Below are 13,679 nucleotides of genomic sequence, written 5' to 3'. Positions count from 1 at the left end.
CTAAACCAAGGCTTCCTGCTTGTGAAATATTTGTTGTTCCGGCTTGTGTTGACCGTGCTTTGCGCAACAACGCCTCTTGCCTGTGTTAACCATGCTCGGGCTGAAACGACCACTCGAGGGGCGATGATCCCTGCAGCACCCAAGCTCGGCGCCAAAGCCTGGATACTGATTGACGCGGCAACGGGTAGCGTTATTACCAGTCACAACAGCGATATGCGGCTACCTCCGGCCAGCCTGACAAAAATGATGACCGCGCTTGTCATTACACGTGAGATCAAGGCCGGACGCATGAAAGAAAATGACACAGCTACGGTCAGCGAAAACGCTTGGCGTACGGGTGGCTCACGAATGTTTCTTGACCCTGGCAGCTCAGTCTCGATTCATGATTTGCTGAAAGGTGTGATCATCGTCTCCGGTAATGATGCAAGCGTTGCACTGGCTGAGCACGCAGCTGGGAGCGAAAGCGTCTTCGTCGGGATGATGAACGCGACCGCTACCACCTTAGGAATGGGCAATACACACTTTATGAATGCCACCGGGTTGCCTGAGCCAGCGCATTATTCATCTGCTCGCGATATGGCCACTCTAGCGGCAGCAATCATTGGCGAAGGAACCGGATCCTATAGGCTCTACGCCAAGAAACACTTCACTTGGAACGGAATTCGACAGGCCAACCGAAATCTTCTTTTATGGCGTAACTCCAGTTTCGATGGGCTGAAAACCGGCCATACCGAGGCGGCCGGTTATTGCATGGTGGCTTCATCGCACCGAGCCGGGCGACGCTTGATCAGCGTGATCCTTGGCGCAAGCAGTACCCATAAGCGCACAGCAGAAACGGAAAAGCTGATGGGCTACGGATTTCGCTTCTACGACACCAAAACCTATGTAGAAGGCGGGGAGATACTCACAGAATCTGCGCTCTGGAAAGGTAAGCAGCGGTCGATTGCGCTGGGATTGCTGGATGATCTGACTCTTACCCTCCCCAAAAATACAAATCGAAAAGTAGAAACGCGCTTTGAGATTGATGGACCGCTTGAGGCCCCTATTGCTGCTGGAACCATCGTCGGAAGGCTGGAACTGTATGATGATGGCCGAAAGTTGGGCAGTCGGCCATTAATTGCCCTTGAATATGAGGAGGCCGGTACTTGGTGGACACGTTGGTGGGACACGATGCATTTGTTTTTCTTTAAAATTATTCGCAATTGGTTCGCTGACACTGAGATTGCCTAGCCATGGACAATATTCATGTATCATCAGGCAAAAATACCGAGACGGATCCCAATATTGGAGAACCTGATGAACTCGGATGATTTACGAAGAGAGTTAGCCCTCTCGAAGTTTTTCAACGGCAATTCATCACTCAATGACGATGTCAAAGGGCTGAATCCGATTGAAAGAAAACTATGTATCGAGTCCGCTTTTGAGCAAGAGGCGATGTGTCTGGGGATCGAAGTCTGGGAACTAACGCTCATAATGATTTCAGAGTCTTCCGAAGACCTGAAACTCCTGACGTTGGAATTTCATCGTGAAGTGGCAGACATGGTAGAAATGGATTGGGAGGAGTATTGCAAGCTGAATGGGATTAGCGGGTAGTCTTTTTAAACCGTTGAGGTATGAACATGAGTTATGAGGACATTACAGCAGGTAACGAGATCCCCGATGACTTTTTTACAGTTATCGAGATGCCTGCCAACCATTCGCCAGTTAATTACGAGGTGGACAATCTAAGCGGGCAGATTTTCGTTGACAGCTTCCTCTGTGCATCGACTCTCTATCCAGCCTACTACGGATTTATTCCGAATACCCTGTGTGAAGATGGCGCCCCTCTGGACGTACTTTTGATTTGCCCTTATCCGATATCATCTGGCGTTGTAGTTCGTAGTCGTCCTGTTGGTGTGATGCACACAAATGACGAAACAGGCCCGGGAGCCAAAGTAGTCGCGGTTCCTCACGAGAACCTTACCCCTATCTACAGCCACGTGAAGGAGTGGGAAGATTTTCCTGTACTGTTGCTAGCCCAGATCCAACATTATTTCGAAAACCACAAGGCTTTGGAGCCGGGCAAGTGGGTGAAGGTGGGGCGTTGGGGGTGCGCAGATGAAGCAAGGGAGGCCATTCGAAAGTCGGTCGTTGCTTACGTCCAAAAACAGTAGTTTGGCGCACACCACCGCGCGGGTGGGCCGTGTTGGTTCGATCGGATCATTCGTGCACCACCAGGAAATACACAATGGAGCATTAACCTGCATATGGCTTTTCTACCTTGGGGGCCACATTGGTGCGATACTGGTGTACATGTTGATGCATTCGTTTCAGAACAACGCTGGCTATCGGCGGCAAAACTCAGCGTACTTTTGCTTCGGATACTGCAGTACGGCTTGGCCTCAATTGGGGCGGTTTTCATCTATCATCAGGACGCAAGACGCCGGTGACAGAGCAGTAGCGAACAATCCCGAAGCGTCTAATGAAACTGCAGCGACAGAACAGCACCCATTGCTCCATACCCGTTAGGTACGAGACGCCATGCAGATAGAGTTACTGGAAATTCGCGACCATCTTCACCGGTTCGCTCCTTTTGACACGCTATCGCAAGTAACCCTGGAAGCGATTGCGCAGCGCGTTGAGGTCAGTTACTTCAAAGCGGGAAGCAAGATCCTTGAAGCCGGCGAAATTATTCGCGACTTGCACTACGTGCGCAGTGGTGCGGTAGAAATCTATAGACGCAACGGTGAGCTTTACAATCGTCTTGAGGAAGGCGATATATTTGGCCAAGCGGGGCTATTGCGCAGTAACAAGGTGCGTTTCCCAGCCCGCGCACTCGAAGACAGTCTGATTTACTTTATCCCTGCGGATGTGTTCGCCGAACTTTGCGATCAAAACGACAGTTTCGCTGACTTTGTCGAAGCAGAAGGCCACTCCAGACTCAAGTCTGCTGTCGAGGCTCAAGGGCGAGCAAGCGATTTGATACAACTCAAGTCACGCGCTTTAATTTCCCGTAATTTGGTCTGGGTTGGCCCAAGCACTTCCATCCATGAAACCGCGCGATTGATGACCCAGGAAAGCGTCTCTTGTGTGGTTGTACTGGAACCTGGTCAGCAGGGCTCTGAGAGGATGCTGGGAATTGTCACCGATAGGGATCTTCGCACAAGAGTGGTGGCCACCAATGGTTGTGCCAGTGCCATGACGGTTGCTGAAGTGATGTCAGGTGATCCGATAGTCATCCAGGCGGATGACTCGGTATTTGAAGCCATGCTATGCATGCTAAGGCGCAACATCCATCATCTGCCGGTAGTTCATAAAGGCCGCACCCTAGGCCTGATCAATCTGTCAGACATTATTCGGCACGAGTCGCAGAGCAGCTTGTATCTGGTCAACAGTATTTCCCACCAGACCTCTGTCACAGGTTTGCGATCTCTCCTGCGGGACTTGCGCGGCACCTATATCCGTATGGTGCGTGACGGAGCCACGGCCCAGATGATCGGTAACGCTATTTCCGGTATCGGACGAGCCTTCACCCAGCGCTTGCTTGAACTGGCAGAGAGAGAGTTAGGGCCGCCCCCCGTTCCGTACTGCTTCATGGTGCTTGGGTCAATGGCGCGTGATGAACAATTGCTCTTGACTGATCAGGACAACGCGCTGGTACTGGACGACCGCTTCGATCCCGAAAAACACGACGAGTACTTTAGAAGGCTTGCGGGTTACGTCAGTGACGGGCTTGCTGCCTGCGGCTATAGCTATTGCAAAGGCGGCATAATGGCAACCAATGATCAATGGCGTCAGCCTTTGCGAGTCTGGCAATCGTATTTCACCCAGTGGATCGAAAACCCCAACCCCGCCACTCTACTGAAAAGCTGCATCTTCTTCGATCTTGACGGTGTCTACGGCGAACTCGAATTGGTTGAGAAACTAAAAAACCTGTGTGCGAAAAAGTCGAGCGTCACGCCGACCTTTCTCAACGCAATGGCCCGTATCGCGTTGAACAGAACGCCACCCTTGGGCTTTTTCCGCACATTCGTTATGGAGACGGATGGTCAACACAAGCAGTTGATCAATCTCAAAGGTCGTGGCACCGCCCCATTGACCGATGTCATCCGCATTCATGCCCTGGCGTGCGGGAGTACGGCGCAGAACTCCTTTGATCGACTTGAAGCCATCAGCGCCACACAACTCATGCAACCGGAGGCCATCAAACATTTACGCTATGCCTTGGAATTTCTATCCATGGTGCGGATCCGACACCAGGCAGATGCGATCGAGCAAGGGCAAAAACCAGACAACTATATTGAGCCCGAACGTTTTTCAAATAGCGAACGTCACAACCTCAAGGAGGCGTTCCAGGTGCTGAGTAATGCGCAGAAGTTTTTACGTTTCAGGTACCCAGGCAGCATCCGACCTTCGCGATGATAGGCATGAACGTGCAAAAGAGAATTGAAATACGCGATTGGGCTGCGCAATTCAAGTCGCTCGCACAGGAAGCCAAGCACCCACTGCTCAAGCGGTTTTATCAAGCGGGGGTGGTCGACGCACAGACACCGTTAGAGCAGGTAGAAATGCTCGCAATAGATGTTGAAACCACTGGGCTAAATGCCCACGCCCACAATATTGTCAGTATCGGCCTTCTGCCTTTCACGCTGAAGCGAATACGTTGTGGCGCAGCCTTGTATTGGCTAATCAATCCACCATCAGAGCTACGTGGCGAATCGGTCACCTTCCACCACATCACACACAGCGATATCTTGAATGCACCACAATTGCCCGACGTATTGGAGACACTTCTGGAAGCCATGGCTGGAAAAGTGATAGTCGTTCACTACCGGGCCATCGAACGAGGTTTTCTTGATCAGTCGTTGCGACGTCACACTGGAGAAGGATTGCAGTTCCCGGTGATTGACACCATGCAATTGGAGGCGCGAATGCACCGAAAACAACGCGGTTGGATTGACAGATTGTTTCGCCGCCCTCTTCTCTCGATCAGGCTGGCTGATAGCCGTATGCGGTACAACCTGCCTCAATATCACGCTCATCATGCCCTCACTGATGCCCTCGCAACGGCAGAGTTGTTGCAGGCGCAAATTGCCAATCACTACACCCCCTCTATCGCCGTTGGTGAGCTATGGGACTGACACACAAAAAACGCCTGTAAAAGGTGCATCCTCACAGATGCACCTTTTTTCTACCTGTTACAACGGATTAGGATCGGGGTTCAGACATCAGCCCCTTGACCAGCGAAATACATCCGATCATTAGCACAATGGCGAAGGGCAGCCCCGTGGAGACCGCCATCGCCTGCAGTGCGACCAACCCTCCCCCCAACAGCAGCGCGATAGCGATTACGCCCTCGATGATGGCCCAGAAAACCCGCTGCGGGACGGGTGCATCGATCTTTCCTCCCGCCGTAATCGTATCGATCACTAACGAACCGGAGTCCGAGGATGTGATGAAAAAGACAATAACCAGGACAATCCCGAGGAATGATGTGATTTCCTTGAGTGGCAGCGCCCCCAGCATGGCGAACAACTTCAGTTCCAGTACAGCGTCCTTGACACCTGCCAACCCCTGAATGGTTGCCTGATCGATGGCAGTACCACCAAAGGTGGTCATCCACAATACCGATACCAGCGAAGGCACCAACAGTACCGAGATCAGAAACTCCCGGACCGTACGCCCACGACTGACACGCGCGATGAACATCCCGACAAACGGCGACCAACTGATCCACCACGCCCAGTAGAACGCCGTCCAGCCTTGGGTAAACTCAGTATCCGAGCGACCAAACGGGTTGGAAAGCGCAGGCAGGTATTCGACATAGGTCACCAGGTTTTTGAAGAAACCAGTGAAAATAGCCACTGTTGGGCCAACAATAATAATGAATAGCAGCAAGAGCAAAGCCAATCCCATATTGATCTGGGACAGCATCTTTACCCCCTTGTCCAAGCCCGAGAGCACTGACCAAAGGGCAATCATTGTAATGCCTATAATCAGCACCACTTTGCTTACATTGGTGGACTTGATACCAAACAGATATTCAATCCCCGCTGCTGCTTGTTCCGCACCGATGCCTAAAGAAGTCGCCAACCCGAACAACGTGGCAAATACTGCCAGGATGTCAATGATGTGTCCTGGCCATCCCCATACACGCTCGCCCAGCAATGGGTAAAATATAGACCGTATCGAAAGTGGCAATCCCTTGTTGTACGAAAACAATGCCAAGGACAACGCAACAATTGCGTAGATTGCCCAAGGGTGGAGACCCCAGTGGAAAATGGTCGCGGCCATGGCCAAGTCTGCAGAGGCCTTCATATCACCCGCAGCACCTCCAAGTGGTGCCCAATCAACGCGCGCTCCGGATGCATCGAGGCTGATGCCTCCCATCGCTGCGGAATAATGAGACATCGGTTCCGCAACACCGTAGAACATCAGCCCAATGCCCATCCCTGCGGCGAACAGCATAGAAAACCAACCGACGTATGAGTGATCCGGTTTGGCATCTCTACCCCCCAACCGAACTTTTCCAAGAGGCGAAATAATCAGCGCGAGACACAGAACAACAAAAATGTTGGCTATGCTCATGAAAAGCCAGGCCAAGTGGCCGGTCAACCAATTACGGATCGAACTGAAAAGAGGTTCAACTTCATTCTGTAGTGCCAGCGTCATTATGACAAAAAGCAATACTGTGGCTGCAGAAATGATGAATACTTTGCCATGAATATCTAAGGAGAATGAAAAATCACCTCTGATATTGTCCTGACCGATGACGTAATCGGTGTCGATCAGATTGGCCTCACCGCTCGGGGCTGGTATACCTTCTACACTGGGTGAATGAGGTTTTTTTTGCGAATCGCCTAGAGGGTCTCTCTGCACGATCATCTCCTTATTTGACACGCTATAGCGTGCGTTGGTCTGATAGCCCCGCTGTTCCTATGGTAAAAACGAGATATTTGCTCACATATTCTAGCAAACTTTTGACAATTATCTGGTAGTTGTGAGCCTCCATTGCGACGCGGTTAGTGTTCAATCACATAGCCCATTTGGTCAGTAATCCCCATCCGACGCTATTGCTGTGTTATCAGCAGCCGTTCCACCGCGAAGCCTTTGTCTTGCAGTCGCTTCAATAGGGGCCGAGTAAGCCTGCGGATCTACCCGAGATGTGCGAGATAAAGCACTATCGCTCAAGATCATCGGTCGAGATCCAAACCCCATTGCGTAGGAGCATTCGGTTGTTATCCAGCCGCAGAACGGCGTCTTTTCATGCGGTACATATCGCCATCCGCACGGCTAAGCAGCGTATCTGCATCCTCTCCATCCGGCCCTTGCAGCGCGGGGCATGAGAGCGGTCCGGATCGTACATAGCAGGATTGCCGCCTGGATGAAGGCATCGCACGTATCGCCGGACATTGGGTGTTTCGGACTGAATTGTCATTAATGAGATTGATAGCAACCTAATGAAAGGTGCGCGCTAGAGGGCTCACTTCGCGCTTATATCATTCCGAATGATAGTTACCTTTGCCTCATTCGATTCGTGAGATACAACCTCGCCGAGCATCATCCGTCCATTCTCAATACATTGGCGGATGAATCCATGGAACAATCACTCAAACATTTGCGCTTCCCCTTGGCCTTGTTGGCCATGTTGGTGATGAGCGCCTGCGGCAAGGCTCCGGACACGGCCGCCACGCTGCCCGCGGCCAAGGTCAGTGTGGCCAAGGTGCTGGAACAACCGGTCAACGAGTGGGACGAATTCACCGGGCGCCTCGAAGCCCCGGAAACCGTGGAGATCCGGCCTCGGGTCTCCGGCCAGATCGATGAAGTGGCGTTCACTGAAGGCGCATTGGTCAAGAAAGGCGACTTGCTGTTCCAGATCGACCCGCGTCCGTTCCAGGCTGAGGTCCGCCGACTCGAGGCCCTGGTTGCCCAATCCCGCGCCAACGCCAACCGTAGCGAAAACGAAGCCCAGCGCGGTGAGCGCTTGCGCACCAGCAATGCGATTTCCGCCGAGTTGGCCGATTCGCGCACCAGCGCTGCCCAGGAAGCCCGTGCCGCCGTCGGCGCCCTCCAGGCGCAGCTGGATCTGGCGAAATTGAACCTGAGCTTCACCCGCGTCACCGCACCCATCAGCGGTCGCGTCAGCCGTGCGGAAATCACCGCGGGCAACCTGGTGACCGCCGATACCAGCGCGCTGACCAGCGTCGTGTCCACCGACAAGGTCTACGCCTACTTCGACGCCGACGAGCGCGTGTTCCTCAAGTACACCGCCCTCGCCCGCCAGGGTAAACGTGGCGCCACCACCCCGGTTTACCTCGGCCTGTCCAACGAAGACGGCAACCCCCACCAGGGCGTGATGAACTTCGTCGACAACCAGGTCAACCCGAAGACCGGCACCATCCGCGGTCGCGCCGTGTTCGACAACAGCGACGGCGCCTACACCCCTGGCCTGTATGCACGCTTGAAACTGGTCGGCAGCGGCACCTACTCCGCCGTGCTGATCAATGACGAAGCGGTCGGCACCGACCTGGGCAAGAAGTTCGTGCTGGTGATGGATGCCGACAACAAGACGGTGTATCGCTCGGTCGAGCTGGGTCCGAAGATCGAAGGCCTGCGCATCGTGCGCAACGGCCTGAGCAAGGATGACACCGTCATCGTCAAAGGCCTGCAACGTGTACGTCCTGGTTCGCCGGTCACCCCTGAAGTGATCCCGATGGCCAGCCAGGAAACCCTCGCCGCTCTGGCTCAACAACGACAAGCGCTGGAAGCCAGCAACCTGCCCCAAGTCGCACCTGCCAAGGTCGCGTCGGGTGCGGTTGTGAAAGTGGCTGCAGCGACACCACGCGGTTAAGGGAACTCGACGATGAATTTTTCCCAATTCTTCATTTCACGGCCGATCTTCGCAGCGGTGCTGTCGCTGCTGATCCTGATCGCCGGCGCCATCTCGCTGTTCCAGTTACCGATCAGCGAATACCCGGAAGTGGTGCCACCGACCGTGGTGGTCCGCGCCAACTTCCCGGGCGCCAACCCTAAAGTCATCGGTGAAACCGTGGCCGCTCCCCTGGAGCAAGCCATCACCGGCGTCGAGAACATGCTGTACATGTCCTCGCAGTCCACCGCCGACGGCAAGATCACCCTGACCATCACCTTCGCCCTGGGCACTGACCTGGATAATGCGCAGGTGCAGGTGCAGAACCGCGTGACCCGGACCGAGCCGAAACTGCCCGAGGAAGTGACGCGCATCGGTATCACCGTCGACAAGGCATCGCCCGACCTGACCATGGTGGTGCACTTGACCTCGCCGGACAAACGCTACGACATGCTCTACCTGTCCAACTATGCCTTGCTCAACATCAAGGACGAGCTCGCGCGCCTGGGCGGTGTCGGTGACGTGCAGCTGTTCGGCATGGGCGACTACTCGCTGCGGGTGTGGCTGGATCCGAACAAGACCGCTTCGCGCAACCTGACCGCCACCGATGTGGTGACCGCGATTCGCGAGCAGAACCGGCAAGTGGCGGCCGGTGCCTTGGGTGCCCCGCCTGCACCGAATGCCACGGCGTTCCAGCTGTCGGTCAACACCCAGGGCCGTTTGGTCAGTGAGGAAGAGTTCGAGAACATCATCATTCGCTCCGGCGACAACGGTGAAATCACGCGGCTGAAGGACATCGCTCGCGTTGAGCTGGGCTCCAGCCAGTACGCCCTGCGTTCCTTGTTGAACAACCAGCCGGCGGTGGCGATCCCGATCTTCCAGCGCCCTGGCTCCAACGCGATCGAAATTTCCAACGAAGTGCGCGACAAGATGGCGGAGCTGAAGAAGAGCTTCCCGGAAGGCATGGACTTCAGCATCGTCTATGACCCGACGATCTTCGTGCGCGGCTCCATCGAGGCGGTGGTTCACACCCTGTTCGAAGCGCTGATCCTCGTGGTGCTGGTGGTGATTCTGTTCCTGCAGACCTGGCGCGCCTCGATCATTCCGTTGGTGGCGGTGCCGGTGTCGCTGATCGGTACCTTTGCCGTGATGCACCTGTTCGGCTTCTCGTTGAACGCCCTGTCGTTGTTCGGATTGGTACTCGCCATCGGTATCGTGGTGGATGACGCCATCGTGGTGGTGGAGAACGTCGAGCGAAACATCGGGCTCGGATTAACCCCGGTTGAAGCCACCAAGCGTGCGATGCGCGAAGTGACCGGTCCGATCATAGCGACGGCGCTGGTGTTGTGTGCAGTGTTCATCCCGGCGGCCTTCATCTCCGGCTTGACCGGGCAGTTCTACAAGCAGTTCGCGCTGACCATTGCGATCTCGACCGTGATCTCGGCCTTCAACTCCCTGACCCTGTCGCCGGCACTGGCTGCGGTATTGCTCAAGAGCCATGACGCGCCGAAAGACCGTTTCTCCAAGGTCCTCGACAAGATCTTCGGTGGCTGGCTGTTCCGTCCGTTCAACCGTTTCTTCGACAAGGCCAGCCACAGTTATGTCGGCACGGTGGGCCGGGTCATTCGCAGCAGCGGCATTGCCCTGCTGGTGTACGCCGGCCTGATGGTGCTGACGTTCTTCGGTTTCTCCAGCACCCCGACCGGTTTCGTCCCCGGCCAGGACAAGCAATACCTGGTGGCCTTCGCGCAACTGCCGGATGCCTCGAGCCTGGACCGTACCGAAGACGTGATCAAGCGCATGTCCGACCTGGCCCTGAAACAGCCCGGCGTGGAAAGTGCGGTGGCGTTCCCCGGCCTGTCGATCAACGGGTTCACCAACAGCCCTAACGCCGGCATCGTGTTCGTTACCCTGAAACCCTTCGACGAGCGTAAAGACCCGAGCATGTCTGCCGGGGCGATTGCCGGTGCGTTGAACGGCCAGTTCGCCGGGATCCAGGAAGCCTACATGGCGATCTTCCCGCCGCCGCCGGTACAAGGCCTGGGCACCATCGGTGGTTTCCGTCTGCAGATCGAAGACCGGGGTAACCTGGGCTACGACGAGCTGTACAAAGAAACCATGAACATCATCAACAAAAGCCACAACGTGCCGGAACTGGCCGGCCTGTTCACCAGCTATACGGTGAACGTGCCACAAGTCGATGCGGCGATCGACCGGGAAAAGGCCAAGACCCACGGCGTGGCCGTCAGCGACATTTTCGACACCCTGCAGATCTACCTGGGTTCGCTGTATGCCAACGACTTCAACCGCTTCGGTCGTACCTACCAGGTCAACGTTCAGGCCGAGCAGCAGTTCCGTCTCGAACCCGACCAGATCGGTCAGCTGAAAGTGCGTAACAACAAAGGCGAGATGATCCCGCTGGCGACCTTCATCAAGGTCAGCGACACCTCGGGCCCGGACCGCGTGATGCACTACAACGGCTTCATCACCGCTGAAATCAACGGTGCGGCAGCTCCCGGCTACAGCTCCGGCCAGGCGGAAAAAGCCATCGAGAAACTGCTCAAGGAAGAACTGCCGAACGGCATGACCTACGAATGGACCGACCTGACCTACCAGCAGATTCTGTCCGGCAACACCGCGCTGTTCGTGTTCCCGCTCTGCGTATTGCTGGCGTTCCTGGTGCTCGCGGCACAGTACGAAAGCTGGAGCCTGCCATTGGCGGTGATCCTGATCGTGCCGATGACCCTGCTGTCGGCCATCACCGGGGTGATTGCTTCGGGAGGCGATAACAACATCTTCACCCAGATCGGCTTGATTGTTCTGGTGGGACTTGCCTGCAAGAACGCGATCCTGATCGTCGAGTTCGCCAAGGACAAACAGCAGGACGAAGGCATGAGCCCGCTGGCGGCGGTGCTCGAAGCGTGCCGCCTGCGTCTGCGGCCGATCCTGATGACCTCCTTCGCGTTCATCATGGGGGTTGTGCCCCTGGTGTTCTCCAGCGGCGCCGGTGCCGAAATGCGTCACGCCATGGGTGTGGCGGTGTTCTCCGGGATGCTCGGGGTGACCTTCTTCGGTCTGTTGCTGACGCCGGTGTTCTACGTGTTGATCCGTAATTTCGTCGAGCGCGGCGAGCAGCGCAAAGCGGCCAGAGCCCTGAAACTGGAGGCGCAACAATGAGCCTGAAAGCCTTTCTGCCGAGCCTGCTGGTGCTGGCCCTGAGTGCCTGTGCGGTCGGCCCGGACTACCAGACCCCGGCCACCGAGCCGGCCAACATCACTCACGCTACCGATGGCGCCGCCGGGCAGAAGAACTTCGACCGCGCCCGTTTCGAAGGCATCTGGTGGCAGCAATTCGAAGACCCGACCCTCAACCGGTTGGTGACGCAATCGCTGCAAGGCAACCGTGATCTGCGCGTCGCCTTCGCCCGCTGGAAAGCGGCACGGGCGATCCGCGATGACGCCAGTAATGACGCCATGCCGACCATCACCAGCCGCGTCAGCAGTAATCTGGGCAAGGGACAGATTCCGGGCCAGACCACCGACCGGGTCAACAGCGAGCGCTATGACCTGGGGCTGGACATGGCCTGGGAGCTGGACCTGTTCGGGCGCATCCAGCGCAATCTGGAATCCAGTGACGCCGAACAACAGGCTGCCGAAGCCGACCTGTATCAGCTGCAAGTCAGCATGATTGCCGAACTGGTGGACGCCTACGGTCAACTGCGCGGTGCGCAACTGCGCGAAAAAATTGCCCTGGCTAACCTGAACAACCAGCAGGAATCGCGCAAGATCACCGAAAGCCTGCGTGATGCCGGCGTCGGCGATCAGCTCGATGTGGTCCGTGCCGATGCGCGCCTGGCGTCTGTGGAAGCCAGCGTGCCGCAACTGCAGGCGGAACAGGTCCGGCAGAAAAACCGCATTGCCACCCTGCTGGGTGAGCGGCCGGACAAATTGACGGTGGACCTCAGTCCCAAGGACCTGCCGGCGATTGCCAAGGCCCTGCCAATCGGCGATCCGGGTGAACTGTTGCAACGTCGTCCGGACATTCTCAGTGCCGAACGCAAGCTGGCTTCCGCCACGGCCCGTATCGGCGTGGCCAAGGCTGACTTGTTCCCGCGGGTCAGCCTCAGCGGCTTCCTCGGTTTCACCGCCGGGCGCGGCTCGCAGATCGGTTCCTCGGCGGCCAACGCCTGGGCGCTGGGCCCGAGCATCACCTGGGCGGCGTTCGACCTGGGCAGCGTGCGCGCCCGTTTGCGCGGCGCCGATGCCGAAGCCGAAGGCGCCCTGGCCACTTACGAACAGCAAGTGCTGCTGGCCCTGGAAGAATCGGAAAACGCCTTCAGCGACTACGGCAAGCGCCAGCAACGCCTGATTTCGCTGATTCGCCAGAGTGAATCAAGCCGCGCCGCGGCCGACCTCGCACAAATCCGCTACCGCGAAGGCACGGCGGACTTCCTCGTCCTGCTCGATGCCCAGCGTGAGCGCCTGGCCGCGGAAGATACCCAGGCCCAGGCCGAAGTCGATCTGTATCGCGGCATTGTCGCGATCTACAAGGCACTGGGCGGTGGCTGGCAACCGGAGACGGTCGCCAGCCAGTAAGGTTTCAACGAGCTCCTTTGGTTGGCCGCAACCAACCAGATTTTTTGCCCCGCGCCTCATTCGGTCGCGGGGTTTTTTTTGCCCAAAATTTGCCCATACCCCCCTGTAGGAGCTGGCTTGCCAGCGAAGAGGCCCTTGAATCTTGCATCAACCTCGAAGTCTTGCATCAACCTCGAAGTCTTGCATCGATCTTGAATCTTGCATCAACCTCGAAGTCTTGCATCGATCTTGAGTCT

The 13,679-nt window shown here is 56.2% G+C and carries 9 protein-coding genes; 8 read left to right on the top strand and 1 reads right to left on the bottom strand.

The window, feature by feature from the left end; translation table 11 throughout:
- The first annotated feature begins 21 nt into the window (after nt 1-21).
- From ELQ88_RS16220 to ELQ88_RS16200, 5 genes are all read left to right on the top strand, one after another.
- Nucleotides 22-1,230: a D-alanyl-D-alanine carboxypeptidase family protein gene (locus tag ELQ88_RS16220; RefSeq protein ID WP_228761618.1), complete on the top strand. Its 1,209-nt coding sequence runs from the start codon at nt 22-24 to the stop codon at nt 1,228-1,230.
- Between the two features lie 66 nt (nt 1,231-1,296).
- Entirely contained in the window at nt 1,297-1,593 is a 297-nt protein-coding gene (locus ELQ88_RS16215; protein WP_138966280.1) for a DUF6388 family protein, read from the top strand.
- A 26-nt stretch (nt 1,594-1,619) separates the two neighbouring features.
- A complete protein-coding gene (gene ppa, locus ELQ88_RS16210; RefSeq protein ID WP_138966278.1) occupies nt 1,620-2,153 on the top strand; it encodes an inorganic diphosphatase in 534 nt (177 codons plus the stop codon).
- A gap of 367 nt (nt 2,154-2,520) precedes the next feature.
- Nucleotides 2,521-4,401 (top strand): DUF294 nucleotidyltransferase-like domain-containing protein, encoded by a 1,881-nt coding sequence (locus tag ELQ88_RS16205; protein WP_138966276.1) that lies wholly within the window; start codon nt 2,521-2,523, stop codon nt 4,399-4,401.
- 5 nt (nt 4,402-4,406) lie between these two features.
- Nucleotides 4,407-5,120 carry a 3'-5' exonuclease gene (locus ELQ88_RS16200; protein ID WP_138966274.1) on the top strand — a complete coding sequence of 238 codons (714 nt, stop codon included), beginning with the start codon at nt 4,407-4,409 and terminating at the stop codon, nt 5,118-5,120.
- A gap of 67 nt (nt 5,121-5,187) precedes the next feature.
- Here ELQ88_RS16200 and ELQ88_RS16195 read toward each other — a convergent pair whose 3' ends face one another.
- On the bottom strand, nt 5,188-6,858 hold the full coding sequence (locus tag ELQ88_RS16195; RefSeq protein ID WP_228761617.1) for a BCCT family transporter: 1,671 nt from the start codon (nt 6,856-6,858) through the stop codon (nt 5,188-5,190).
- 718 nt (nt 6,859-7,576) lie between these two features.
- Here ELQ88_RS16195 and mexE point away from each other — a divergent pair.
- Genes mexE through ELQ88_RS16180 form a run of 3 tightly spaced genes read left to right on the top strand, consistent with a single transcriptional unit; the run spans nt 7,577 to nt 13,443 of the window.
- A complete protein-coding gene (mexE, locus tag ELQ88_RS16190) occupies nt 7,577-8,830 on the top strand; it encodes a multidrug efflux RND transporter periplasmic adaptor subunit MexE (RefSeq protein ID WP_138966270.1) in 1,254 nt (417 codons plus the stop codon).
- Between the two features lie 12 nt (nt 8,831-8,842).
- Complete coding sequence (locus ELQ88_RS16185) at nt 8,843-12,025, top strand: efflux RND transporter permease subunit (RefSeq protein WP_138966268.1); 3,183 nt, start codon at nt 8,843-8,845, stop codon at nt 12,023-12,025.
- The gene (locus ELQ88_RS16180) at nt 12,022-13,443 is read left to right on the top strand and encodes a TolC family protein (RefSeq protein ID WP_138966266.1); all 1,422 of its coding nucleotides are present in this window, start codon (nt 12,022-12,024) and stop codon (nt 13,441-13,443) included. The genes ELQ88_RS16185 and ELQ88_RS16180 overlap by 4 nt, the downstream gene beginning before the upstream one ends.
- The last annotated feature ends 236 nt before the right edge of the window (nt 13,444-13,679 follow it).

The organism is Pseudomonas sp. MPC6, from assembly GCF_006094435.1.
Lineage (GTDB): Bacteria > Pseudomonadota > Gammaproteobacteria > Pseudomonadales > Pseudomonadaceae > Aquipseudomonas.
This window is presented reverse-complemented; position numbering and strand designations above follow the sequence as displayed.

What these genes read in the sequence shown, in the direction of transcription:
- ELQ88_RS16215 (WP_138966280.1), top strand. Translation starts at nt 1,297, where the DNA reads ATGAACTCGGATGATTTACGAAGAGAGTTAGCCCTCTCGAAGTTTTTC.
- ppa (WP_138966278.1), top strand. Translation starts at nt 1,620, where the DNA reads ATGAGTTATGAGGACATTACAGCAGGTAACGAGATCCCCGATGACTTT.
- ELQ88_RS16205 (WP_138966276.1), top strand. Translation starts at nt 2,521, where the DNA reads ATGCAGATAGAGTTACTGGAAATTCGCGACCATCTTCACCGGTTCGCT.
- ELQ88_RS16200 (WP_138966274.1), top strand. Translation starts at nt 4,407, where the DNA reads ATGAACGTGCAAAAGAGAATTGAAATACGCGATTGGGCTGCGCAATTC.
- mexE (WP_138966270.1), top strand. Translation starts at nt 7,577, where the DNA reads ATGGAACAATCACTCAAACATTTGCGCTTCCCCTTGGCCTTGTTGGCC.
- ELQ88_RS16185 (WP_138966268.1), top strand. Translation starts at nt 8,843, where the DNA reads ATGAATTTTTCCCAATTCTTCATTTCACGGCCGATCTTCGCAGCGGTG.
- ELQ88_RS16180 (WP_138966266.1), top strand. Translation starts at nt 12,022, where the DNA reads ATGAGCCTGAAAGCCTTTCTGCCGAGCCTGCTGGTGCTGGCCCTGAGT.